This window comes from Lutibacter maritimus (assembly GCF_900116115.1).
GTDB lineage: Bacteria > Bacteroidota > Bacteroidia > Flavobacteriales > Flavobacteriaceae > Lutibacter > Lutibacter maritimus.
In genome coordinates this window covers 159,031-182,797 of the sequence record NZ_FOZP01000003.1, presented here as the reverse complement: position 1 = coordinate 182,797, position 23,767 = coordinate 159,031, and the positions used below count along the sequence as shown (strand labels likewise).

24 protein-coding genes are annotated in these 23,767 nt (G+C 30.9%); 7 read left to right on the top strand and 17 right to left on the bottom strand.

Annotated features, from left to right (window positions below; all coding sequences use genetic code 11):
* From BM335_RS06345 to BM335_RS06320, 6 genes are all read left to right on the top strand, one after another.
* Window positions 1-471: a CYTH domain-containing protein gene (locus BM335_RS06345; protein ID WP_090224433.1), complete on the top strand. Its 471-nt coding sequence runs from the start codon at window positions 1-3 to the stop codon at window positions 469-471.
* Between the two features lie 37 nt (window positions 472-508).
* On the top strand, window positions 509-2,326 hold the full coding sequence (locus BM335_RS06340; protein WP_090224431.1) for a cation:proton antiporter: 1,818 nt from the start codon (window positions 509-511) through the stop codon (window positions 2,324-2,326).
* A 100-nt stretch (window positions 2,327-2,426) separates the two neighbouring features.
* On the top strand, window positions 2,427-3,287 hold the full coding sequence (locus BM335_RS06335) for a UDP-2,3-diacylglucosamine diphosphatase (RefSeq protein ID WP_090224429.1): 861 nt from the start codon (window positions 2,427-2,429) through the stop codon (window positions 3,285-3,287).
* Window positions 3,287-4,297 (top strand): glycosyltransferase family protein, encoded by a 1,011-nt coding sequence (locus BM335_RS06330; protein WP_090224427.1) that lies wholly within the window; start codon window positions 3,287-3,289, stop codon window positions 4,295-4,297. Before BM335_RS06335 ends, BM335_RS06330 begins: the two co-directional genes overlap by 1 nt.
* An 88-nt stretch (window positions 4,298-4,385) precedes the next feature.
* The gene (locus tag BM335_RS06325; RefSeq protein ID WP_090224424.1) at window positions 4,386-5,378 is read left to right on the top strand and encodes a Gfo/Idh/MocA family protein; all 993 of its coding nucleotides are present in this window, start codon (window positions 4,386-4,388) and stop codon (window positions 5,376-5,378) included.
* Between the two features lie 9 nt (window positions 5,379-5,387).
* Window positions 5,388-5,990: an alpha-ketoglutarate-dependent dioxygenase AlkB family protein gene (locus tag BM335_RS06320; RefSeq protein WP_090224422.1), complete on the top strand. Its 603-nt coding sequence runs from the start codon at window positions 5,388-5,390 to the stop codon at window positions 5,988-5,990.
* On the opposite strand, the gene BM335_RS06315 is transcribed toward BM335_RS06320, so the two are convergent.
* The 14 genes from BM335_RS06315 to BM335_RS06250 form a co-directional block, all read right to left on the bottom strand.
* Entirely contained in the window at window positions 5,987-6,313 is a 327-nt protein-coding gene (locus tag BM335_RS06315) for a hypothetical protein (RefSeq protein WP_090224420.1), read from the bottom strand. The two genes, BM335_RS06320 and BM335_RS06315, sit on opposite strands and share 4 nt — an antisense overlap.
* Window positions 6,314-6,319: 6 nt before the next feature.
* Window positions 6,320-7,723 carry an NADH-quinone oxidoreductase subunit N gene (locus BM335_RS06310; RefSeq protein WP_245780620.1) on the bottom strand — a complete coding sequence of 468 codons (1,404 nt, stop codon included), beginning with the start codon at window positions 7,721-7,723 and terminating at the stop codon, window positions 6,320-6,322.
* Between the two features lie 45 nt (window positions 7,724-7,768).
* Entirely contained in the window at window positions 7,769-9,256 is a 1,488-nt protein-coding gene (locus BM335_RS06305) for a complex I subunit 4 family protein (RefSeq protein ID WP_090224416.1), read from the bottom strand.
* A gap of 9 nt (window positions 9,257-9,265) precedes the next feature.
* Window positions 9,266-11,185, bottom strand: a complete 1,920-nt coding sequence (nuoL, locus tag BM335_RS06300) for an NADH-quinone oxidoreductase subunit L (RefSeq protein WP_090224413.1) — start codon at window positions 11,183-11,185, stop codon at window positions 9,266-9,268.
* A 13-nt stretch (window positions 11,186-11,198) separates the two neighbouring features.
* Complete coding sequence (gene nuoK, locus BM335_RS06295; RefSeq protein WP_090224411.1) at window positions 11,199-11,516, bottom strand: NADH-quinone oxidoreductase subunit NuoK; 318 nt, start codon at window positions 11,514-11,516, stop codon at window positions 11,199-11,201.
* Complete coding sequence (locus BM335_RS06290; RefSeq protein WP_090224408.1) at window positions 11,513-12,037, bottom strand: NADH-quinone oxidoreductase subunit J family protein; 525 nt, start codon at window positions 12,035-12,037, stop codon at window positions 11,513-11,515. The genes nuoK and BM335_RS06290 overlap by 4 nt, the downstream gene beginning before the upstream one ends.
* A 4-nt stretch (window positions 12,038-12,041) precedes the next feature.
* Entirely contained in the window at window positions 12,042-12,518 is a 477-nt protein-coding gene (locus BM335_RS06285) for a 4Fe-4S binding protein (protein ID WP_090224406.1), read from the bottom strand.
* 4 nt (window positions 12,519-12,522) lie between these two features.
* Window positions 12,523-13,587, bottom strand: a complete 1,065-nt coding sequence (nuoH, locus tag BM335_RS06280; protein ID WP_090224831.1) for an NADH-quinone oxidoreductase subunit NuoH — start codon at window positions 13,585-13,587, stop codon at window positions 12,523-12,525.
* 10 nt (window positions 13,588-13,597) lie between these two features.
* The gene (locus tag BM335_RS06275; RefSeq protein WP_090224404.1) at window positions 13,598-14,719 is read right to left on the bottom strand and encodes an NADH-quinone oxidoreductase subunit D; all 1,122 of its coding nucleotides are present in this window, start codon (window positions 14,717-14,719) and stop codon (window positions 13,598-13,600) included.
* 2 nt (window positions 14,720-14,721) lie between these two features.
* Window positions 14,722-15,183, bottom strand: a complete 462-nt coding sequence (locus BM335_RS06270) for an NADH-quinone oxidoreductase subunit C (RefSeq protein ID WP_090224401.1) — start codon at window positions 15,181-15,183, stop codon at window positions 14,722-14,724.
* 11 nt (window positions 15,184-15,194) lie between these two features.
* Complete coding sequence (locus BM335_RS06265; protein ID WP_245780619.1) at window positions 15,195-15,791, bottom strand: NADH-quinone oxidoreductase subunit B; 597 nt, start codon at window positions 15,789-15,791, stop codon at window positions 15,195-15,197.
* Window positions 15,782-16,132 carry an NADH-quinone oxidoreductase subunit A gene (locus BM335_RS06260; protein ID WP_090224398.1) on the bottom strand — a complete coding sequence of 117 codons (351 nt, stop codon included), beginning with the start codon at window positions 16,130-16,132 and terminating at the stop codon, window positions 15,782-15,784. The genes BM335_RS06265 and BM335_RS06260 overlap by 10 nt, the downstream gene beginning before the upstream one ends.
* A 148-nt stretch (window positions 16,133-16,280) precedes the next feature.
* The gene (locus tag BM335_RS06255) at window positions 16,281-17,294 is read right to left on the bottom strand and encodes a 2-oxoacid:ferredoxin oxidoreductase subunit beta (protein WP_090224395.1); all 1,014 of its coding nucleotides are present in this window, start codon (window positions 17,292-17,294) and stop codon (window positions 16,281-16,283) included.
* Between the two features lie 2 nt (window positions 17,295-17,296).
* Entirely contained in the window at window positions 17,297-19,153 is a 1,857-nt protein-coding gene (locus BM335_RS06250) for a 2-oxoacid:acceptor oxidoreductase subunit alpha (RefSeq protein ID WP_090224393.1), read from the bottom strand.
* A gap of 171 nt (window positions 19,154-19,324) precedes the next feature.
* Here BM335_RS06250 and BM335_RS06245 point away from each other — a divergent pair, with 171 nt between their 5' ends.
* A complete protein-coding gene (locus tag BM335_RS06245) occupies window positions 19,325-19,675 on the top strand; it encodes a 4Fe-4S binding protein (protein ID WP_090224391.1) in 351 nt (116 codons plus the stop codon).
* Between the two features lie 52 nt (window positions 19,676-19,727).
* Here the strand turns inward: BM335_RS06245 and lepA are convergent, their stop codons facing one another.
* The 3 genes from lepA to BM335_RS06230 all read right to left on the bottom strand — a co-directional run bounded on the left by lepA (window position 19,728) and on the right by BM335_RS06230 (window position 23,688).
* The gene (gene lepA, locus BM335_RS06240) at window positions 19,728-21,524 is read right to left on the bottom strand and encodes a translation elongation factor 4 (protein ID WP_090224389.1); all 1,797 of its coding nucleotides are present in this window, start codon (window positions 21,522-21,524) and stop codon (window positions 19,728-19,730) included.
* Window positions 21,525-21,596: 72 nt separating this feature from the next.
* Window positions 21,597-22,577: a Gfo/Idh/MocA family protein gene (locus tag BM335_RS06235; RefSeq protein WP_090224387.1), complete on the bottom strand. Its 981-nt coding sequence runs from the start codon at window positions 22,575-22,577 to the stop codon at window positions 21,597-21,599.
* 7 nt (window positions 22,578-22,584) lie between these two features.
* Entirely contained in the window at window positions 22,585-23,688 is a 1,104-nt protein-coding gene (locus tag BM335_RS06230; protein WP_090224384.1) for a TolB family protein, read from the bottom strand.
* Window positions 23,689-23,767: the final 79 nt, after the last annotated feature.

Below are 23,767 nucleotides of genomic sequence, written 5' to 3'. Positions count from 1 at the left end.
ATGAATATTGAAATTGAAAGAAAGTTTTTGGTGAAGGGTGATTATAAAAAATTTGCTATAAAAAGTTATAAAATTGCACAAGGGTTTCTGTCTTCAGCTCCAGAGCGAACGGTACGCATTCGTATAAAAGATACATCAGGATTTATTACTGTTAAAGGGGTATCAAATCAAACAGGAACATCACGCTTTGAATGGGAAAAAGAAATAACACTAAAAGAAGCTGAAGAATTATTAGCAATATGCGAGCCTTCAATAATTGAGAAAATCAGACACATTATTCCCACAAATGATAATTTGTTTTTTGAAGTTGATGAATTTGTGGGTGAAAATACAGGATTATTAATTGCAGAAATAGAATTGCCAAATGAACATTTTATTTTTGAAAAGCCAAAGTGGCTAGGAAAGGAAGTTACTGGCGAATTAAAATATTATAATTCGGTTTTATCTAAGAACCCATATAGTAATTGGTAATTTTTAGTTATATTCGACCTGAATTTTAATACTATTTATGTTAGAGTTAGCAGGAATTATTATTTTAGGTATTATAGCGCAGTGGTTTGCATGGCGATTTAAAATGCCAGCAATTTTACCTTTAATTTTAATAGGTTTAATAGTTGGTCCTTTATCAACTTTAGTTTCAGATGATGGCACGAAATGGTTAGAGCCTGTTTGGAATGGAACAGAAGGTTTATTTCCAGGAGAACGTTTATTTAATTTTGTATCACTTGCTATTGGAATTATACTTTTTGAAGGTGGTTTAACTTTAAAAAAAGAAGAAATTTTAAATGTTGGCCCTGTAATTTTAAAATTAATCACTTTAGGATCTATCATAACTTTTATTGGTGCAGGAATTGCTGCACACTACATTTTTTACCTAAGTTGGGATATTTCATTTTTATTTTCTGCATTAATTATTGTTACGGGCCCTACTGTTATTGCGCCAATTCTTAGAAACATTCCTTTAAAAAAGGATATTTCAACAGTATTAAAATGGGAGAGCATATTAATAGATCCTATTGGAGCATTAGTTGCAGTACTAGTTTTTGAGTTTATTAGTGTTGGTTCTGGTTATGAATACACAAAAGAAGCTTTAGTTGAATTTGGGAAAATAGTAATTATTGGAATTTCTATTGGCTTTACATTTGCTTATGGACTTTTTTATGGAATAAAAAATAGATTAATACCACATTATTTATTAAACGTAGCAACATTAGCAAGTGTATTGTTTGTTTTTGTGTTATCAGACTTTTTTGCCCACGAATCAGGTTTATTATCAGTGGTAATTATGGGAATGGTTTTAGGTAACAAAAAAGCAAAAGAATTAAAAGATATCTTATATTTTAAAGAATCTATAAGCGTATTGTTAATTTCAATCTTGTTTATTTTGCTTTCTGCTAATATTAATATTAGCGATTTATTTTTATTATATAATTGGGAGTCTTTAATACTTTTTGCTGTAGTTATTTTAATTTTAAGACCCTTGGGTGTTTTTTTAAGTACTATTAATTCTGGACTAAAAACAAATGAAAAAATATTTATTAGTTGGGTTGGCCCCAGAGGAATTGTAGCAGCTGGTATTGCTTCATTATTTGGACTTAAATTAACAATGCAAGGTGAGCCAGGAGCGCAATATATTACTCCTTTAGTTTTTATGATTGTATTAGGTACAGTAGTGCTGAATGCAACTACCGCCAGATTATTTGCAAAATTTTCAGGTGTGTTTTTAAAATCATCCGATGGTATTTTAATTGCGGGTGCCTCTAGTTTTTCAAGATTAATTGGATCATATTTAAAAGATAATGGTAGACGTGTAGTGTTAATTGATAGCAACCCAAAAAGTATTGAAAAAGCAAGAGCTTTGGGTTTAGAAGCTATTGAAGGTAATGTGTATTCTGATGATTTAATTGATAATATTGAATTAAATGATGTGGGTTATTTATTAGCATTAACAGCAAGTGCATCTGTAAATAGATTTGTTTTAGAACGGTTTTCTGAAAATTATGGAGAACGAGGAGCTTTTAGGTTAATTTCTACGGAAGAAATGTTAGCAGGAGAACACAAACCTGATGTAAATCTGTTTACTCACAATAACGATTATATAAATTTAAGTGAAGTAGTTAGAGATTATCCTTTTATAAATGAAATCGAGATTTCTTCTAAAGAAAATTATAAAAAATTACTAAAAGAAATCAACTTCGAAACCCATGCTATTCCAGTGTTTATTAAAGACAATAAAGGTGTAATTCATATTATCTCTTCATTATTAAATGATGATACTATAGAAAAAGGCAATAAACTAATGTATGTTGGTAAAAAAGTAGTATAAATTTTAACCTACATATAATATTCTCTAAACTTTTAAATAACAGATGTTTCTGTAATTGTACCTATGTAAAATATTCATTTTTTGAATGAAATTTAATTAGGTGAATTCCCAAAAAACGAAAAGAAATATTGATATTGTCGTTATTTCTGATATACACTTAGGTACGTACGGTTGCCACGCAAAAGAGTTATTAAGCTATTTAAAAAGTATTAATCCACAAACGCTTATTCTTAATGGAGATATTATTGATATCTGGCAATTTAGCAAACGCTATTGGCCAAAATCTCACATGAAAGTTATTAAGTATATTTTTAAATTAATTTCTGAAGAAAAAGAAGTGTATTACATTCCGGGAAATCATGATGAAATGCTTCGGAAATTTACAGACTTTAAATTAGGTTCGTTTTCTATTAAAAATAAAGTTGTTTTAGAGTTGGATGGAAAAAAAGCCTGGTTTTTTCACGGTGATGTTTTTGATGTTACCATGCAACATTCAAAATGGTTAGCAAAGTTAGGAGCCATAGGCTATGATAGCCTTATATTAATTAATAGAGGTGTAAATTTTATAAGTAACTTTTTTGGAAAAGGAAAAATTTCATTGTCAAAAAAAATAAAAGATAGCGTAAAATCAGCTGTAAAATTTATCAATAATTTTGAAGAAACAGCCACCAATATAGCCATTGAAAATAAGTTTGATTTTGTGATTTGTGGTCATATACATCAACCAATTATTAAAGAAATTGAAAATAATAAAGGTAAAGTTATGTACTTAAATTCTGGTGATTGGATTGAGAATTTAACGGCTTTAGAATATTATAACAAACAATGGAATTTATATAGTTATAATGATGATGATTTAGAAAAAAATACACTAGAAACTGAAACGAGTATTGATATAATAGATCAAACTACAGAAGAAATATTTGGACAATTATTAGCCGATTTTAATTTTAAAATATAATGAAAATATTATACGCAGTACAAGGTACTGGAAATGGACATTTAAGCAGAGCAAAAGAAATAATACCAGCTTTGTTAAATAGAGCTCAGGTAGATGTTTTAGTGAGTGGCACTCAGGCTGAAGTTTCTATTCCGCATCCAATTAAATATGTTTATAAAGGATTAAGTTTTTATTTTGGTAAAAAAGGAGGAATAGATTTTATAAAAACCATAAAAAGAAATTCAATTTTAAGTGTTTTAAAAGAAGTAAAAAATTGTCCTGTTGAAAATTATGATTTAGTAATTAATGATTTTGAACCAATTACAGCAATGGCTTGTAATTTAAAAGGAGTAAAAAGTATTTCATTAAGTCATCAAAGCGCATTGTATACTCCTAATGTTCCAAAACCAACTCATACAGATTTAATTGGAAAATTTATTTTAAAAAAATATGCAAAATGCAGTATAAACTATGGTTTCCATTTTAAAAAATACAATGATAACATATATACTCCAATTATAAGAAATGCTATAAGAACATTAAAAAGAATTGAAAAAGACCACTACACAGTGTATTTACCATCATATTCTGATAAAAAAATTATTGAAGTGCTTTCTGAAATTAAAGATATAAAGTGGAAGGTTTTTTCAAAAAATGCCAAAAAATATTACCAAGTTAAAAATGTATATGTAAGACCAATAGATAGCGAAAAATTTGAAAAAAGTTTGGCTTCATGTAAAGGAATTTTGTGTGGAGCCGGTTTTGAAACTCCAGCAGAAGCTATTTATTTACAGAAAAAATTAATGATAATTCCAATGAAAAATCAATACGAACAGCATTTTAATGCTCGCGCATTAGAAGAGCTGAATGTACCTGTTTTAAACTCTTTAAAAAAGAAATATATTCCTAAAATTAAAATGTGGATTGAAAGCAATCAAAAAATTGAATTAGATTTTCCTAACGAAACCCAACAAATAATAGATCATATTTTATATGATTTTATTGTTGAAGAAGATTTTTTATTTGTCTAAAATTTATGCTAATTTTTTTTATTGTAGTGTCATAATTTCAAAACTTCGTATTTTTAACTTTTAATTTTAGTTAAAAATAACTGAAAATATGTATAATACAAGTAAAACATGTAAGTTAATACGTTGGGGAATAATTGGTTGTGGTGATGTTACCGAAATTAAAAGCGGTCCGCCGTATTATAAAATTGAAGGTTTTTCTTTAGCTGCTGTTATGCGCCGTGATAAAGAAAAAGCAAAAGATTATGCTACACGTCATCAAGTAAAAAAATACTACACAAACGCTGATGATTTAATAAATGACACAGAAATTGATGCAGTTTATATTGCAACACCTCCAGATACTCATAAATTTTATGGTTTAAAGGTTGCTGCTGTTGGAAAACCATGCTGTATTGAAAAACCTTTGGCACCAAGTTATGCTAATAGTTTAGAAATTTTTAATGCTTTTAATAAAACAAATACTCCGCTATTTGTTGCGTATTATAGACGAACACAACCTAGATTTAAACAAATTAAAAAATGGATTGATGAAGGTGCTATTGGTGAAATTAGGCATATTAACTGGCATTTAAGTAAAACTACAAGTAAACAAGATTTATCAAAAGAATACAATTGGCGAACAGATATTAAAGTTGCTCCAGGTGGTTATTTTGATGATTTAGCGAGTCACGGACTTGATTTATTTACTTATTATTTAGGAAACATCAAAGAGGCAAAGGGCATTAGTTTAAATCAACAAGGTTTATATTCTGCAAAAGATGCAATTACAGCTTGTTGGGTACATAAAAATGGAGTAACTGGGTCAGGAAGTTGGAATTTTGGTTGTAATTTAAATGAAGATATTGTAAAAATTTATGGGAGTAAAGGAACAATACAGTTTTCAATTTTTGATAATGTTCCAATTGTGTTGGAAAGTGCATTAAAAAATAAAAGTTTAATGATTGGCCATCCTGAAAATGTTCAATATTTTCATATAGAAGCAATGAGAGATTTTTTATTGAACGATGCTGAGCATCCTTCAATGGGTGAGTCTGGGCTTCATACAAGTTGGGTGATGGATAAAATATTAGGAACTATTTAAAATTTATAAATGGATTTATTTAATACCAATCCTATTCATAATATTTTGCCTTTTGATGGCGAAGTTTTAGATTATGATTTGGTATTAAATAATGAAGAATGTGCTTATTATTTTACTACTTTTTTTAATGCTAATTTTTGGGAACAAGATGAGTTGGTTATGTTCGGTAAACGAATTATAACTGCACGTAAAGTTGCTTGGTTTGGAGATTTAAAGTATCAATATTCGTATTCAAGTACCATAAAAAATGCACTTGCGTGGACTCCAGAATTACTTGCGCTAAAAGATTTAATTGAATTAAAAACTGGAGAAAAATTTAACTCATGCTTGTTGAATTTATATCATAATGGAAATGAAGGAATGGGTTGGCATCAGGATAATGAAAAAGAATTAGGTGAAAACCCTGTAATTGCTTCATTAAGTTTAGGCGCTGAAAGAAAATTTTCATTCAAACATATAATAACAAAGCAAAAAGTTGATATAATTTTACAATCTGGTAGTTTAATACTTATGAAAGGTGAAACACAAGAAAAATGGTTGCATAGTTTACCTAAAACAACCAAAGTAAAAACGCCAAGAATTAACTTGACGTTTAGAAATATTTTTACTTAATTGGCGTAGTTCCAGTAATGTGGATTGGTATTTTCAGAAACCTGATTCCAATAATCTTGCGTTACCTTATGGCCATCAAAAGTTTTTAATTTACGTTCAAAAACCCAAATTGTTGGATTAAAAACCATGTCAGTTACAGCAACAGTGTATAATTGGGGATCTTCTTCCGTTTTGCGTTTTTCTTCTTCAATTATAACCTCAAAACCATTGTGCTCTAATAATTTCTTTAAAAAGTCTTTTCTGTTTTCATCGGTATTTTTTTCAACAAAAGTAACTCTTGTTTCACCAATACTTCCAAAAGAATGTTTTCCATCTAAACCCATAATATCTTAATTAAAAGCAGCGCTTAATTCATAAATATAATCATACAACGGACTATATAGTCCTAATGCTAAAATACCAATTACGGTAATTAGTAAACCCAATTTCATATATAATTTATTCTTAAAAAACGGAATAGGATTTTCATTTTTTCTGATAAACATAGCTCTTACAACTAAAAGATAATAATATAAAGAGATGGTTACGTTTACTACAGCTAAAAATACTAATAAATAGTAGCCTTTACTTGCTGCTGCAGTAAATAAGAAAAACTTACCAAAAAACCCTGCAACTGGCGGTATTCCAGCTAATGAAAATAAGGCTAACATCATTACCAAACTTAAGTTTGGATTTGTTCTGTACAAGCCATTATAATCGTCCATATTTTCTTTACCAGTTTTTAATGAAATTGCTTGTACAACTCCAAAAGCAGCTAAATTTGAGAAAATATAAATCATTACAAAGTATACAATAGTTGCAGTTCCTAATTGTGTTCCGGTTATTAAACCTAATAAAATAAAACCAGCTTGTGCAATGGATGAAAATGCTAAAAAGCGTTTCATATTTTGTTGACGTAAAGCAAATAAGTTACCAATAAACATGGTAGCTAAAGCAACAACATATACCAGGTTTTCCCAAACGTGTATTAATGGTTTAAATATAGTGAACATTAAAATCATTAAAATAAAAACTGCAGCTCCTTTTGAAATTACTGATAAATATGAAGACACGCTAATTGGCGCCCCTTCATAAACATCTGCGGTCCAAAAATGAAATGGAACCAATGATATTTTAAATGATAAACCTGCAAAAAATAAGATGAATCCTAAAATTGTTAAGTTGTTAGAAACAATAACTTCAATAATATCATGAAAAAATATAGAGCCTGATGTTGCGTATAAAAATGAAATACCAAACAATGAAACTCCCGAAGCCAATGCTGCAGAAAGTATTAATTTAATACCAGCTTCACTGGAAATTCTTTTGGTAGTTTCATAGGCTGCTAAAGCTGCAATAGGTAAAGTTGATAACTCTAAACCAATGTAAAACATTAAGAAATCACCTGCAGAAATCATAAAATACATTCCTAATAACGATGAGAATAGTAAAATAAAAAATTCTGTACCTCTGTTTTCGCCCACTATTTTTTCTTCAATCCAATCGGCAGATTGTAATAATAAAATAAATACACCAATGTTTAATACATTTTTAAAGAAATGAATTAAATTATTTGTTTGAAAAGATCCTCCAAAAATACTGCATTCATCAATATGAAAAAATCCAACTGCAGTATGAATTCCAAACAAAAATATAGCCAAATGTACCAAGCTACTTTTTTTGGATTTGCTTATAAAAATTTCACTAACCAATAACAATAATGTAATTGTTAACAGTAAAATTTCTTGTCTCATTAATAAAAAGTTACTAAAATTCATTTTAGTTATCTGTTTTAATTTTTATAATACTCCTTGAATAAACGGTTGAATACTTTCTAATAACATATCACTCAACCAAAGTGGTGCAACACCCATTCCTATAATTGGAATAAGTAATAATAAAATACCAGTTTTTTCGTACCAAGTTGCTTTTGGTAAATTTTCACAATCATTTGTAACCAATGGTCCCATCATAATTTTCCCAACTAATCTAAGAATATAAACTGCTGTAATAACAATTGAAGATACTACCAAAACAGTTAAAATTCTTTGAAACTTATCTGGATTTTGAAAAGCACCAACAAAAATATTCATCTCTGCAACAAAGCCACTAAAACCAGGCAATCCTAAATATGCTAAACCAGTAATTACATAAATAGCACCTATAAAAGGCAAAATTTTCATCATACCTCCCAGTTTGCTAATATCTCTGGTGTGTGTTCTCCCATAAATCATTCCAATTAAGGCGAAAAATAAGGCAGTTAACAACCCATGTGATAAGGATTGAAGTATTGCTCCGTTCCAAGCTATTTTATTAAGTGTTAGTAACGCAAACAACACTAAACCTAAGTGACTAACAGATGCGTATGCGTTAATATATTTTAAATCAGTTTGTCTAATAGCTCCAAATGCACCGTAAACTACACCAATGGCGGCTAAAATAATAAAGAACCAAGACCAATGCATTGCTCCTGCAGGTAATAAAAACATAGCAATTCTAAAAATACCATATCCACCTAATTTCATTAAAACACCTGCGTGAAGCATAGAAACTGCTGTTGGTGCAGAAGCATGACCATCAGGTGACCAAGTATGAAATGGGAATAAAGCTCCTAATACAGCGAAACCAACAAAAGTTAAAGGAAAAAATAATTTTTGAGCTTCAAAAGGAATATTTACTTGTGCTATTTCTAAAATATTAAAGGTTAAAGTACCTCCATCTGCATTAGAATTAAAGTAGATTCCTAAAACTCCAACTAATAAAACTGCTGAGGCACCCATTAACATTAACGTTAATTTCATTGCTGAATATTCTTTTGGACCTGATCCCCAAATTCCTATTAATAAATACATTGGAATTACAGCGATTTCATAAAAAACGAACATTGTAAATAAATCTAATGAAATAAAGAAACCATATACCCCTGATGCTAATACTAATAGTGATATAAAAAATTCTTTTGGTAAATCAGCAATTTTCCAAGAAATGAAAACACCAGCTAAAACTATAATAGCCGTTAAAAGTAATAAGGCAACTGAAATTCCATCTACACCAATTGTATAATGGATATTAAATTGTTCAAACCAAACATAATCTTTGGTAAAAACCATTATTTCCTTATTGATAGCTCTTTCTTTGAAATAAGCGAAAACTAAATTTATTGCCATTCCTAGTTGAATAATACTTCCAACCATTGAAACCAAACGTGCCTGTTTTAAACCTTTTGTGAAAACTAAGGCCACAATTGTTAAAACTGGAATTATGACAAAGAGTGTTAAAATATCCATATTAATTTGTTAGTTTGTCCATAAATAAATAAAAACCAATGCTAAAACCACTACACCAGCTATAAAACCAAAAGCGTAATCTTGTACCTTTCCTGACTGAATTCCTTTAATTTTTTTAGAAATTACCACTGTTTTATTTCCGATGCCTTCCATAGTTCCGTCAACAAATTTTTTATCGAACCAAGCAATAGGTGTAGCGATTCTATTAAAAATTATATTTTTTGTAACGAATAAATAAATTTCATCAAAATAAAATTTATTAAACGTCCATTTGTAAAAAACTCCAAAGGCATTTGAAAATCTATCTGCTAAATCATTTTCTTTTTTGTAGAAAACATACGCTAAACCAATTCCTGTTAAACCTACAACAGTTGCAACAATTGCTAAAGGAATATTTATATGCGCTTCAAATCCAACTCTATCAGCAGTAATTAATTCACTGAAAGGAATAAATCCACCAAAAATGCTTATCAATGCCAGCACCATTAAAGGAAATGTCATTGAAATATGTGATTCATGTGGTGCATGTTTGTATTGTGTATCTTTTCCCCAAAAAATACCGAAGTACAATCTGAACATATAAAAAGCAGTTAATCCAGCTACAAAAATTCCTACACCGTAAATTAATTTATTGTGCTCAAAGGCGGCAACTAAAATTTCATCTTTACTCCAAAATCCTGATAATGGAAACACTCCTGAAATTGCCAAAGCAGCAATTAAAAAGGTAATATTTGTTATAGGCATATACTTACGTAAACCACCCATATCTTTTAAATAATTACTATGAACAGCATGAATTACAGAACCTGCACCTAAGAATAATAAGGCTTTAAACATTGCGTGCGTAAATAAATGGAACATAGATGCCATATAACCAACACCTTCGTGACCATCATATCCAGAAACACCTAAAGCCAACATCATATATCCTAATTGTGACATTGTTGAAAATGCCAAAACTCTTTTTATATCGGTTTGAGTAATAGCTATGATTGCTGCGAATAATGAAGAAAATGCACCCACATAAGCTACTATATTTAAGGCAAAACCATCTTCAACAAAATAATACATTGGAAAAAGTCGTGCCACTAAATAAACACCTGCAACAACCATAGTTGCTGCGTGAATTAAAGCAGAAACTGGTGTTGGACCTTCCATTGCATCAGGTAACCAAATATGTAAAGGAAACATTGCAGATTTACCTGCACCACCAATAAAAATCAGAATTAATGCCCAAGTAATTACTGATAATCCCATAAATGAGGTAGATGCCCAACTTAAAATAGCACTTCCTTCAGGATTGTTTAAAGTTTCAAAATCGAAGGTTCCTGTGTAATAACTGATAATTAAAATTCCAATTAGGAAACCTAAATCGGCAAAACGCGTTACAATAAATGCTTTTTTTGCAGCAGAAACTGCTGATGGTTTTGTATAATAATATCCTATTAATAAAAACGATGAAACTCCAACTAATTCCCAAAAAATGTAGATTTGAAAGAGATTTGTTGCCAAAACTAAGCCAAACATTGAGAAGGAGAATAAACCTAAAAAGGCAAAAAATCGGGTGTAACCATCATCACCTTTCATATAACCTCTACTATAAATATGAACCATTAATGAAATGATTGAAACAACAATTAACATCATTACAGAAATAGGATCAATTAAAATACCCATATCTATGGCTAAGGTGTCGGTAAAATTAATCCACGTTGTTTTTTCAACAAATGTTTGATAAACTCCATCTACCTTTCCAACTTCAAAAAAGTATTGATAAGCGGTATAAAAGGACAAGGCTGCGGAAGTAGATAATCCTGCAACACCAATATATCCAGAAACAGCTGGTTTTATTTTTTGATTAAAAATTCCAAGCAACAAAAAAGCAGCTAGAGGAATTAGTGGTATTAATATAACGTAAGTAAAATCCATAATTTCTTAACTATTAATATTTCATAATTTCAGTGTCCTTAACTTCTACAGAAGCAATTTGTCTATATAAATTAATTATTATAGAAACTGCTAACGCTGTTTCTGCAGCGGCTACAGCTATAATGAAAATTGAAAAATAAACACCTTGCAAGATATCTGGATATAAATATTTGTTGATAACAACAAAGTTTATAACCGATGCATTCAAAATTAATTCAACTGACATTAAAATTGAAATCAAGTTTTTTCTGGTAATAAAACCGTACACGCCAATAAAAAATAGGATAGAGGTAACGGTTAAAATTTCGTATATGCTAATTCCGGCTATCATAATGTTGTATCATTTTTGTCGGTTAGTTTTTTCCCTTTTGCAATTACAATTGCACCAATCATAGAAGCTAATAAAAGCACACTAATTACTTCAAATGGTAAAATAAATCCGCCAGTTTCGTAGCTTAATAATCCATAACCAATATCTTCAGTTGTTGTAGTTACAGAATTTTCAACAACATTAAATTGATGACCGTAAATAGTGGTTAAAAAGATACCTAAACCAATTAAACAGGCTAAACCAGTTAAAATTTGTTTTGATCTTTTTGCTAATGTTAGTTCCATTTCAATATGATGAACTAACACCACTGAAAAGATGATTAATACTATAATTCCACCTGCATAAACTGTAAGTTGAATAGCAGCCAGAAAATTATAATCTATTAAAAAATAAATACCTGCAATTCCACATAAAGTGAATAATAGATAAATTACTGACCGAAGCATTTTTTTGCTGGTCACTGATGCGATTGCAAACACAATCATTATCAATGCTAAAATGTAAAATATAATTTGTTCCATATGCTTATTCTTCTACACCAGCTTTTAATTTGGAGCCTGGTTGGTTTAAAACTTTGGTCAAATAAGATCTGTCATACACTGAATTTTCAAAATTCTGAGCCCAAACAATGGCATCTGTAGGACAAGCTTCAATACATAAACCACACATTGTACACATACCTAAATGATAAATATGCTTATCTATCATTTTTTTCTTTTTACCACTTTCTGGGTCAATTTGTCTGTCCCAAATAATTTCAATAGAACCATTAGGGCAAGCTAATTCACATTTCTGACAACCAGTACAGCGGTGTTCATTATTTTCATCGTGAGGCATTACAACTTCTCCACGAAAACGTTCAAACATTTTTAATGTTTCTCTGTTATCAGGATATTGTTGCGTAATTGCTCCTTTTCTTGAGGTTAAAAAGTACTTTCCAGTAACACTCATACCGGTAAGTAGCGTTTTTATTCCTTTATATATGTCTCCAAAATAACTCATAATCTTACAATTGAATTGTGAAGCCTAACCAAACAATTAATGCCATAAGCACAATGTTTAGTAAGTTTAGTGGTAATAAATATTTCCACTCCAATGTTAATAATTGATCAACTCTTAATCTAGGGAAAGTCCAACGGAACCACATCATTAAAAATACCAGCATAAATGTTTTTCCAATAAACCAAAAAACCCCTAACCAAGGAATGGATTCTGTAATTCCGAATGGTGATAACCATCCTCCAAAAAATACCGTTGTAGCAATGGCGGCAATAATAAACATGTTGATGAATTCTGCCAAAAAGAAATAAGCAAATTTCATTCCTGAATATTCTGTATGAAAACCAGCTCCTAATTCACTTTCAGCTTCTACCATATCAAAAGGTGCGCGGTTTGTTTCAGCAGTTCCGGCAATCATATAAATCATAAAGGCAATTACTGCAGGAATATGACCTTGAACAATTAACCAGCCATTTTTTTGAACTTCTATAATTTCTGAAAGCTGTAAAGTACCGGTTAGTAAAACCATTGTTAATAATGATAAACCAACAGAAAGTTCGTAACTTATTGTTTGAACCCCACTACGCATTGCGCCAATTAAAGCAAATTTGTTATTACTTGCCCAACCACCTAATAAAATTCCAATAACACCAATTGATGAAATAGCAATTAAAAAGAAAAGACCAATATTAATATCAAAGGCTTGAAATTCTTGCGTGAAAGGGAAAACCGATAATGCCATTAATGACGATACAATTACAAAATAAGGTGCTAAATTATATAGAAATTTATCAGCTTTAACTGTTCCAGTTAATTCTTTTGAAACCAGTTTTAAAGCATCTGCCATGGTTTGTAACAATCCCCAAGGTCCAACTCTATTTGGTCCTAAACGTAATTGAAACCAAGCAGCTACTTTTCGTTCTAATAAAACAAGATACAATCCTGCAACTGCAAAAATGGCTAAATAAATTAAAGCAATTGTAACCATTGCACCAATATTAGCAGCACTTTCAGGCATAAAACCCGACAGCAATTCGGTAATGGTTTTTGTGATGTTTAATGATATATTCATTGTATTCATTTTATCTGTCAATATCTGGAATTACAAGGTCTAAAGTTGCCATTGAAGCTACTAAATCTCCAATTTTACTTCCAACCGCAATATGATTTAGTAATGATAAATTTGAAAAACCAGGAGATCGGAATTTTAATCGGTAAGGATTTTTTGTTCCAGTACTGTTTATATAAACGCCTAACTCACCTCGTGCAGTTTCTACTTTTTGGTAAAATTCACCTTTTGGTAATTTTATAACCGCATTTGTTGCAACTTGAACATCACCTTCAGGAATATTATCAATTAATTGTTCAATGATTGATAAAGATTCCCACATTTCTTGAACTCTAACTTGGTAACGTGCAAAACTATCACCATCTGTTTTTAAAACTTCATTAAAAGTAACTTTGTCTATTGCACTATATGGATGGTGTTTTCTAACATCGCAAGAATAGCCAGAGCCACGTCCAACAGGGCCAGAAGCTCCAAATGAAATAGCATCTTCTTTTGTTAAAACTCCAACACCTTTCATACGTTTTTGAAAAATTACGTTTCCTGTGAGTAAGGTGTCGTATTCTGGTAATTTGGTTTTGAAATGCGCAATAAATTCTTTTGTTCTTTTTACAAAATTTGGATGAATATCAAACATCAACCCTCCAGGAATGTTGTAGTTCATTGTTAAACGCGCACCACAAGTTTCCTCAAAAATATCGTTAATCATTTCACGATCTCTAAAACCGTAAAAGTAAGTTGTTAACGCACCAACATCCATTCCCATAACGCCCCACCAAAGTGTGTGTGATGCAATTCTTGTTAATTCACCAATAATAGTTCTGATAACTTTTACGCGATCTGGAATTTCTAACTGCAATGCATTTTCAACAGTTAAACAAACAGCTTCATTATTTATATGTGATGATAAATAATCCATTCTGTCAGTTAAATGTACAATTTGCTGATAGCTATCTCGCTCACACATTTTTTCGATAGAACGGTGAATATAGCCTAAATCTGGTTCAACTTTTTTAATAATTTCACCATCAATGGTTAATAATAAACGCAAAACACCATGAGTTGCAGGGTGTTGAGGTCCCATATTAATGAAATATTCTTCAGATTTTAAGTTGCTGTTTTTTATAGTTGTATCCATAATTACTTAATAACCATATTAATATCGTCTACATAATCTTTTCTTAAAGGAAATCCTTCCCATTCATCAGTTAAAAACAAGCGTTTTAATTTTGGATGGTTATTAAATTTTATTCCAAAGAAATCGAATACTTCGCGTTCGTGAAATTCAGCAGTTCTCCAAATATCCCAAACAGAATCAAATGTTGGATTTTCTCTATCTTCTGTTTGAACTTTAACAACAATAATATGTCTGTGTGTAGTAGATTCTAAATGATAAATTACACCCAATGCTTTTTCATAATCAATACCTGTTAAGCAAAATAAATAGTCGAAACTAGTTTCAGCATTGCTTTTAAGTTGTGACAATAATTGGTGTAATTGCTCAGGTTTTACAGAAATATTTAAGAATTGAGAACCTTCTTCAGTAAATTCCAGTTCAGGAATCCAGCTGCTAATTAAGTTTTGTAATGCTTCGTTGGTCATAAATTATTCTTTTATAGTCCTTCATCAAACCCATCAACAGGATTCTCTTTATGTTTCATATTTTCTGTTCTGATTTTATCTTGAAGCATTAACATACCTTCTAATAAAGCTTCAGGACGTGGCGGGCAACCCGGCACATAAACATCAACAGGAATTACGTGATCTGCACCTTTAACTACAGAATATGAATTGTAATAAAAAGGTCCTCCAGAAATAGCGCAAGCTCCCATTGCAATTACATATTTTGGCTCCGCCATTTGGTCGTATAAACGACGTAAAACGGGTGCCATTTTATTTACAATAGTTCCTGCAATAATAATTAAATCGGCTTGTCTTGGTGAAGGCCTTGCAACTTCAAAACCAAATCTGGAATAATCATGTCGCGCTGCTCCAGTTTGCATCATTTCTATAGCACAACAACTTGTGCCAAAATATAATGACCACAATGAATTTGAGCGACCCCAGTTAATTATTTGATCTAACGAAGTAACAATTACATTAGCTCCGTTACCTGCGGGAATAACTTTCCCTGGAAAATCTGCTGGTACCTGTGGAACTGATTCCGTTGGTTCCATTTGACTTGTATATCGTTTTTTTTCTACTCCCATTTTAATGCTCCTTTTTTCCAAGCGTATAATAATCCTAATCCTAAAATCACTAAAAAGATAATGATTTCAACAAATGCTACAGCGCCCACATCCTTAAAAACAACAGCCCAAGGAATTAAAAAGGCAACCTCAACATCAAAAATTAAAAATAAGATGGCAAATAAATAATAACCTACTTTAAATTGTACCCAAGTTGGTCCAATAGTGGTCATACCACTTTCATAAGGTTCTCGTTTTTGTGGATTGTCTGATTTATGCGAGATTAAATTTGATAAAAAATTTGCTCCTGCAACTAAAACAATTCCGGCGAGTAGAAATACAATAATAGCTTCTGAACCCATTTTAATACGCTTTTTTATTAGTCTACAAAAGTAGTAGATTAATTAATATAACCAACCTAAACTTTTTATATTTAAAAATTTACTGACAAATGTATATGAACTGCAAAAAAAGATACCTGACTTAAATCAGGTATCTTTGTTACATTTGTTACTTAACTGTGTATGTCTCTCCAGAGAAGAATAAATCGTCGGTTTTTTTGAATTTTGAATTAGCTTTTACTTGTTTGGTTAATGCATCTTCACGTTCTTCAAAGGTAACATCATTAAAACTTCTTATAATTCCAGTAGCCACTGGATATTCTAATCTAACCAACATTTGATGTAGTGTTGGGTCTTTTTCTTTTGCATCATGTACCAACAAATCTTCTTGTGTAATTCCGTTTTCACCAATGGTTACAACTTCTAATTTTAATTTGTTTAAAATTAGCCCTTTGTCGCGGTTTTTACCAAAAATCATTGGTTTTCCGTGTTCTAAGAAAATTTGTTTGTCTTCTTTAACATCTTTATCTGTAATGTTATTAAAACAACCATCATTAAAAATAACGCAGTTTTGTAAAACTTCTATTAATGAAGTTCCCTTAAATTGATGTGCTTCTATTAAAATTTGAGTAATATCTTTTGGTACATTTCCCCCAACTCTAGCAAAAAAACGAGCACCGGCACCTAACGCCAATTCTCCAGGAATAAATGGAGGTTGTGTATTACCGTAAGGTGATGATTTTGTTTTTTGCCCAACCAATGAAGTAGGTGAGAACTGCCCTTTTGTTAAACCATAAATTTCATTATTGAAAAGTACAATGTTTAAATCTATATTTCTTCTTAATACATGAATAAAGTGGTTTCCACCAATTGCCATAGAATCTCCATCACCAGTCATTACCCAAACACTTAAATTTGGATTGGCTAATTTAACACCTGAAGCAATTCCTGGCGCTCTACCATGAATAGTGTGCATACCATAAGTATTCATATAATAAGGGAAACGTGACGAACATCCGATACCAGATATAAATACTACATCTTCTCTTTTAACACCCATTTCAGGTAATGCTTTTTGCATTGAACGCAAGATTACATAATCATCACATCCAGGACACCATCTAACTTCTTGGTCACTAGCAAAATCTTTAAAAGTATATTTTTGTACTGCAGTTGTTTCCATAATTAATCTACTAATTTTTTAAATTCTCCAATCAGTTCATTATTTCCAAATGGTAATCCTTGTATTTTATTAAATTGTAAAAACTCAAATCCATTAAAATTAATCTTCAGAATTTTAGCAAACTGTCCGTTGTTTAATTCACAAACAATAATTTTTTTAAATTTAGTTAAAATTTCTCTGGTATTTTTTGGAAGTGGATTTATATAATTAAAATGTGCGAAACCAATATTTTTATACCCTTCTTCATTTATTTGTTTAACAGCAGAATGTAATGAGCCGTAAGTTCCTCCCCAGCCAATTACTAACAAATCACCTGTTTCAGCAAATTCTGTTTTAATATCTGGAATATAGTTTTGAACTCGTTTAATTTTCTCAGCTCTTATTTCAGTCATTTTTTGATGATTTTCAGGGTTTTGAGATACGTTTCCTGTAATACTATCTTTTTCTAAACCACCAATTCTATGTTCTAAACCTGCTGTGCCCGGAATAGCCCAATTTCTGGCAAGTGTATTTTCATCTCTATCATATGGATGCCAGTTTTCAGAAGTGTATTTAGATATTTTAGGTTTAATGTCAGGTAAGTCATCAACACTTTTTATTTTCCAAGGAGCAGAACCATTAGCAATATATCCGTCAGTTAATAAAATAACTGGAGTCATATGTTCTAAAGTTAATTTAGCAGCTTCATATGCATATTGAAAACAGTTTGCTGGTGTGCTTGCAGCAATAACAATAACAGGGCTTTCACCGTTTCTGCCGTACATTGCTTGTAATAAATCTGATTGTTCAGTTTTTGTTGGTAAACCTGTTGATGGTCCACCACGTTGAACGTTAACTACAACTAATGGTAGTTCCATAATCATAGCTAAACCTAAAGCTTCGCCTTTTAATGCTAAACCTGGTCCAGATGTAGTTGTAATTGCTAAATCTCCAGCAAACGATGCTCCAATAGCGGATGCAATACCAGCAATTTCATCTTCAGCCTGAAAGGCTTTTACACCAAAATGTTTGTGTTTTACTAATTCGTGTAAAATATCGGTAGCGGGTGTAATAGGATACGAGCCTAAAAATAATTCTAAACCAGATTTTTCAGCAGCGGCCAAAAATCCCCAAGCTGTTGCAGTATTACCCATAATAATTCTATAGGTACCTGATCTCATTTTAGCAGGAGAAATTGTATATGCGTTCGGAATTAATTCTAGCGTTTCAGCAAAAAAGTAACCAGCGTTTAATACTTTTGTATTTGCTTCTATTAAATGTGGTTTTAATTTAAACTTTTTATTGAAAAAGTCTATAGTATAATCTTTAGATCGGCCGTACATCCAATAAACCATACCTAAAGCAAACATATTTTTACTTCGGGTAATGGATTTATTATCTAATCCTTCAACGTTTTTTAAAGCTTCTTTTGTTAAAGAAGTCATGTCTACTTGAATAACTCTGTAGTTTTCCAAACTCCCATCTTCAAGAGGATTGGTTTCATACTGTGCCTTTTCTAAATTTTTCTTTGAAAAAGCATCTGAATCAACAATTATTGTGTGACCTGGTTTTAATGCGTGTAAATTTGTTTTTAATCCAGCAGGATTCATAGCAACCAATAAATCTAAATTGTCACCAGGTGTGCTTACTTCAACACTGCCTATGTGAACCTGAAAACCTGAAACGCCGTATAAACTTCCTTGTGGAGCTCTAATTTCTGAAGGGTAATTTGGGAAAGTGGCAATATCATTTCCAAACATGGCAGATGTATCAGAGAACTGAGTTCCTGTAAGCTGCATTCCGTCACCTGAGTCGCCAACAAATCGAATAACGACTGCTTCAACAACTTCGGGTTGTAATTTTACTTTATCTGAAATCATAATATATGATAATTAGAAAATTTTGTTTAAATTTATTGAAAATATTTTAATGCTTATAGCATACAGTCAAATATAAATTTACTTTTTAAGACAGTAAATGACTTTTGTCACATAGCTTTAGGTAAAAATGTATAATTTTGTGAAATTAATAAATATTAAAATTTAGTAAACATGGCTATTAAAATAACCGATGAATGTATAAACTGTGATGCTTGTATTTCTGAGTGTCCTAACAATGCAATCTATGAACCAGATAGTGAGTGGGCGTATGCTGACGAAACTGCTTTAAGTGGAACAATTACTTTGCCAAATGGTGGAACAGCTGATGCTGAAGAAATGCATGAAGCAAAGTCTGATGAGTTTTACTTTATTGTAACTGATAAATGTACTGAATGTAAAGGTTTCCATGATGAGCCACAATGTGCTTCTGTTTGTCCAGTTGATTGTTGTGTTCCTGATGAAGACCACGTTGAAACTGAAGAACAGTTATTAGCTAAAAAAGCTTGGTTACACGGAGAGTAATCTTTGTATTAAAATAAAAAAGCACTGAAATCTATCAGTGCTTTTTTATTTTTTAATCATTTAATTTTAATACAGCCATAAATGCTTCTTGTGGAATTTCTACGTTTCCAACTTGACGCATACGTTTTTTCCCCTTCTTTTGTTTTTCAAGTAATTTACGTTTACGAGAAATATCACCACCATAACATTTTGCAGTAACATCTTTTCTAAGTGCTTTTACAGTTTCTCGCGAAATAATTTTAGCACCAATAGCTGCTTGAATAGGAATATCAAATTGTTGGCGAGGAATTAATTGTCGTAATTTTTCGCACATTTTTTTACCAATATTATAAGCGTTATCTGCATGAATTAGTGCAGAAAGTGCATCAACAGAAGTGCCATTTAATAAAATATCAACTTTTACTAATTTTGAAGCTTTCATTCCAATTGGATGATAATCAAATGAAGCATACCCCTTTGAAACGGTTTTTAAACGGTCGTAAAAATCGAAAACAATTTCAGCTAAAGGCATATCAAAAGTTAATTCAACACGTTCTGGAGTTAAATAGGTTTGATTGATAATTTGACCTCTTTTTTCAATACATAAACTCATTACTGGCCCAACAAAATCAGACTTTGTAATTATTGTAGCTTTAATAAAAGGCTCTTCTACTCGGTTTAATTTTGATGGTTCAGGTAAATCTGAAGGGTTATTTACTAATAATACCGTATCAGGATGTTTGTTAGTAAAGGCATGGTAAGATACGTTTGGAACTGTAGTAATTACTGTCATATCAAACTCTCTTTCTAATCTTTCCTGCACAATTTCTAAGTGCAACATGCCTAAAAACCCACATCTGAAACCAAAACCAAGTGCTGCAGAACTTTCAGGAATAAATACCAAGGAAGCATCATTTAACTGCAATTTTTCCATTGAAGAACGTAATTCTTCATATTCTTCAGTATCAACAGGATAAATACCTGCAAATACCATTGGTTTTACATCTTCAAAACCTTCTATTCTTTTATCTGTTGGGTTTAAAGCATCCGTAATTGTATCACCAACTTTTATTTCACTGGCAGTTTTAACACCGGTAATTAAATACCCAACATCACCAGCTTTTATACTTTGTTTTGCTACTTGATTTAATTTTAAAGTTCCAACTTCATCGGCATCATAAATTTTATTGGTGGCCATAAATTTAATTTTCTGACCTTTTTTTATCTCACCATTTACAACTCTAAAATACGTTTCAATTCCTCTGTATGAATTGTATACAGAATCAAAAATTAAGGCTTGTAAAGGTGCGTTTATATCACCTTTAGGTGCAGGAACTTTTTCAATAATTGCTTTTAAAATTACATCTACACCAAAGCCGGTTTTTCCACTTGCGTGAATTACTTCTTCAGGTTTACAACCTAATAAATCTACAATATCGTCTGTAACTTCTTCAGGATTTGCGCCTGGTAAATCTACTTTGTTTAATACTGGTATTATTTCTAAATCGTGTTCTAAAGCTAAATATAAGTTTGAAATTGTTTGCGCTTGAATACTTTGGGCTGCGTCAACAATTAAAAGCGCACCTTCACAGGCAGCAATAGATCTGGAAACTTCATAGGAAAAATCAACGTGACCTGGTGTGTCAATTAAATTTAACACGTATTGTTCCCCTTCATAGGTGTAATCCATTTGAATTGCGTGACTTTTAATGGTAATGCCACGTTCACGTTCTAAATCCATATTATCTAATAGCTGTGCTTGTTCTTCACGTGCAGTTGTTGTTCCGGTAAAGCTTAACAGTCTGTCTGCTAAGGTGCTTTTACCGTGATCAATATGGGCAATAATGCAAAAATTTCTTATGTTTTTCATACTTCGTAATCCTGTCTCTAATTTTTGCAAATATAATTAAATTGTTTTGCCTTTAACACGTAAATTTTTGTTTTAGTCGTGGTTAGGAAAAACTATACCTGCTTCTTTTCTAATTGTATCTAAAATACTCATTAAATCAATACTAGTTGATAATGGTAAAGTAGGGCTTTCAGTTAAGTTTTTATCTAAACATTCCATTACATGCATAGCTTCAAATTGATATCCTAAATTTGGGCCTGCATCAAAAGTTATTTGTTGATTTTTAGTTGTTGTTTGTAATAATATTGGTTCGTTTGAAAAGCGATCATATGCAATATGTCCTTTTTCAAAACTTAATTCCACATTATTTTTATAATCACTTTTAAAACTTGAGTTTAAAATAGCTGTAGCACCGTTTTTATAACTTAAAAAAACGGTAATGCTTTCTTCAGAACCAGTTGGACTGAATTGTGGTATTGCTTTTATTTGTGTTGGTTTACCTAATAACATTAGCGAAGTGAATACTGGATAAATTCCAATATCTAATAAAGATCCGGCTCCTAAATTTAAATTATATAACCTGCTTTCTGGGTTGTATTCTCCTAAAAAATTAAAATCAGATTTTACCATTTTTAATTTTCCTAAATCTTCATTTTTTATAAGTTCTAATACTTTTTTAAATTTTGGACGGAAACGTACCCAAAAAGCCTCCATTAAAAATGTATTGTTTTCTTTTGAAGCATTTACCATTTGTAAAACTTCTTTAGAGTTTATGGCAAATGCTTTTTCACACAACACAGCTTTTTTATGATTTAAGCAAAGTAAACTATGCTCTAAATGGTGACTATGTGGCGTTGCAATATAAACAATATCGACAGATGGATCCTTTACCATTTCTTTATAAGAATCATAGGTTTTTTCAAATCCAAATTCTGAAGCAAAACTAGTTGCATTATCTAAATTTCTAGAAGCTGCTGCGTATAAATTAGCATTTGGTAACCCTTTTAATTCTAACGCGAATTTTTTTGCAATTTTTCCGCAGCCTAAAATTGCCCAATTATATTTTTTATTCATTTTATAATTATTCTACCCAATCTGCAATAAACAAATTGGTATCATGTGTTCCGTTATTATTTCTGTTTGAAGAGAATACAATTTTTTTACCATCTGGCGAAAACATTGGGAAAGCATCAAAAACAGTATCAAAAGTAATTTGTTCTAAACCAGTTCCATCTACATTTATCATAAATAAATTAAAACTGTGTTTGGTTTTATGGTTTGATGAAAATATGACTTTTTTTCCTGATGGATGAAAAAAAGGCGCCCAGTTTGCACTTCCTAAATTGGTAATTTTTTTTAAGTTGCTTCCATCAACATTACAAATATACAATTCCATATTTGTGGGTTGTACCAAACCTTGCGCTAATAAATCTTTGTATTCTTTAATATCTTCTTCAGTTTTTGGGCGTGATGATCGGAAAATTAATTTTGTTCCATCAGGTGAAAAAAATGCGCCACCATCGTAACCCAACTCGTTAGTTACTTGTTTAACATCAGTTCCATCTAAATTCATGGTAAAAAGCTCTAAATCTCCTGTTCTGGTTGAGGTAAATACAATCTTATCGCCTTTTGGTGAAACTGTTGGCTCTGCATCATATCCTTTTTCAAAAGTTAATTGTTTTAATTGATTACCATTTATATCTGCTGTAAAAATGTCAAAACCTTCATAAACTGGCCAAATATATTTATTGCCATAATCTTCTTTTTTTGGAACTGGCGGACAGTTTACATCTGCTAAATGAGTAGATGAATATACAATAGTTTGGTTATCAGGAAAAAAATAACTGCATGTTGTTCTACCTAATCCAGTACTTATCATTTGTGGTTTTGCTCCTTTACTTAAATCATCGGTAATATTCATAGTAAATATTTGATCGCAATTTAGATCCCAAATATTACTTGCTTGAAAAACTAATTTTTCACCATCAAAACTCCAGTAAGCTTCGGCATTATCGCCACCAAAAGTTAATTGTTTTATGTTTTTTAAATGTTTTTCTTGAGGATAATGTATGGTATTTACAATTTTGGTAGCACCTGATTTTGCATCGTAACTAGCTGATTTATGAGAAGATTTACAACCAATAAATAAAGCTAAAATAAATAATAAAGTAATGTTTGGTTTCATATTCATATTTTTAGAATTTCAAAAATACAATTTAATTAAGAATTCATAAATAATTTAAATTATGTATTTTTGCGCACTT

Bases quoted from the DNA above. Each gene is read 5' to 3' on its own strand.
- lepA (WP_090224389.1), bottom strand. From the start codon at position 21,524: ATGAAAAACATAAGAAATTTTTGCATTATTGCCCATATTGATCACGGT.
- BM335_RS06330 (WP_090224427.1), top strand. From the start codon at position 3,287: ATGAAAATATTATACGCAGTACAAGGTACTGGAAATGGACATTTAAGC.
- BM335_RS06285 (WP_090224406.1), bottom strand. From the start codon at position 12,518: ATGAGTTATTTTGGAGACATATATAAAGGAATAAAAACGCTACTTACC.
- BM335_RS06320 (WP_090224422.1), top strand. From the start codon at position 5,388: ATGGATTTATTTAATACCAATCCTATTCATAATATTTTGCCTTTTGAT.
- BM335_RS06325 (WP_090224424.1), top strand. From the start codon at position 4,386: ATGTATAATACAAGTAAAACATGTAAGTTAATACGTTGGGGAATAATT.
- nuoK (WP_090224411.1), bottom strand. From the start codon at position 11,516: ATGATAGCCGGAATTAGCATATACGAAATTTTAACCGTTACCTCTATC.
- BM335_RS06345 (WP_090224433.1), top strand. From the start codon at position 1: ATGAATATTGAAATTGAAAGAAAGTTTTTGGTGAAGGGTGATTATAAA.
- BM335_RS06250 (WP_090224393.1), bottom strand. From the start codon at position 19,153: ATGATTTCAGATAAAGTAAAATTACAACCCGAAGTTGTTGAAGCAGTC.
- BM335_RS06305 (WP_090224416.1), bottom strand. From the start codon at position 9,256: ATGGATATTTTAACACTCTTTGTCATAATTCCAGTTTTAACAATTGTG.
- BM335_RS06270 (WP_090224401.1), bottom strand. From the start codon at position 15,183: ATGACCAACGAAGCATTACAAAACTTAATTAGCAGCTGGATTCCTGAA.
- BM335_RS06265 (WP_245780619.1), bottom strand. From the start codon at position 15,791: ATGGGAGTAGAAAAAAAACGATATACAAGTCAAATGGAACCAACGGAA.
- BM335_RS06290 (WP_090224408.1), bottom strand. From the start codon at position 12,037: ATGGAACAAATTATATTTTACATTTTAGCATTGATAATGATTGTGTTT.
- nuoL (WP_090224413.1), bottom strand. From the start codon at position 11,185: ATGGATTTTACTTACGTTATATTAATACCACTAATTCCTCTAGCTGCT.
- BM335_RS06310 (WP_245780620.1), bottom strand. From the start codon at position 7,723: ATGAGACAAGAAATTTTACTGTTAACAATTACATTATTGTTATTGGTT.
- BM335_RS06340 (WP_090224431.1), top strand. From the start codon at position 509: ATGTTAGAGTTAGCAGGAATTATTATTTTAGGTATTATAGCGCAGTGG.
- BM335_RS06275 (WP_090224404.1), bottom strand. From the start codon at position 14,719: ATGGATACAACTATAAAAAACAGCAACTTAAAATCTGAAGAATATTTC.
- BM335_RS06315 (WP_090224420.1), bottom strand. From the start codon at position 6,313: ATGGGTTTAGATGGAAAACATTCTTTTGGAAGTATTGGTGAAACAAGA.
- BM335_RS06255 (WP_090224395.1), bottom strand. From the start codon at position 17,294: ATGGAAACAACTGCAGTACAAAAATATACTTTTAAAGATTTTGCTAGT.
- BM335_RS06245 (WP_090224391.1), top strand. From the start codon at position 19,325: ATGGCTATTAAAATAACCGATGAATGTATAAACTGTGATGCTTGTATT.
- BM335_RS06235 (WP_090224387.1), bottom strand. From the start codon at position 22,577: ATGAATAAAAAATATAATTGGGCAATTTTAGGCTGCGGAAAAATTGCA.
- BM335_RS06260 (WP_090224398.1), bottom strand. From the start codon at position 16,132: ATGGGTTCAGAAGCTATTATTGTATTTCTACTCGCCGGAATTGTTTTA.
- nuoH (WP_090224831.1), bottom strand. From the start codon at position 13,587: ATGAATATATCATTAAACATCACAAAAACCATTACCGAATTGCTGTCG.
- BM335_RS06230 (WP_090224384.1), bottom strand. From the start codon at position 23,688: ATGAAACCAAACATTACTTTATTATTTATTTTAGCTTTATTTATTGGT.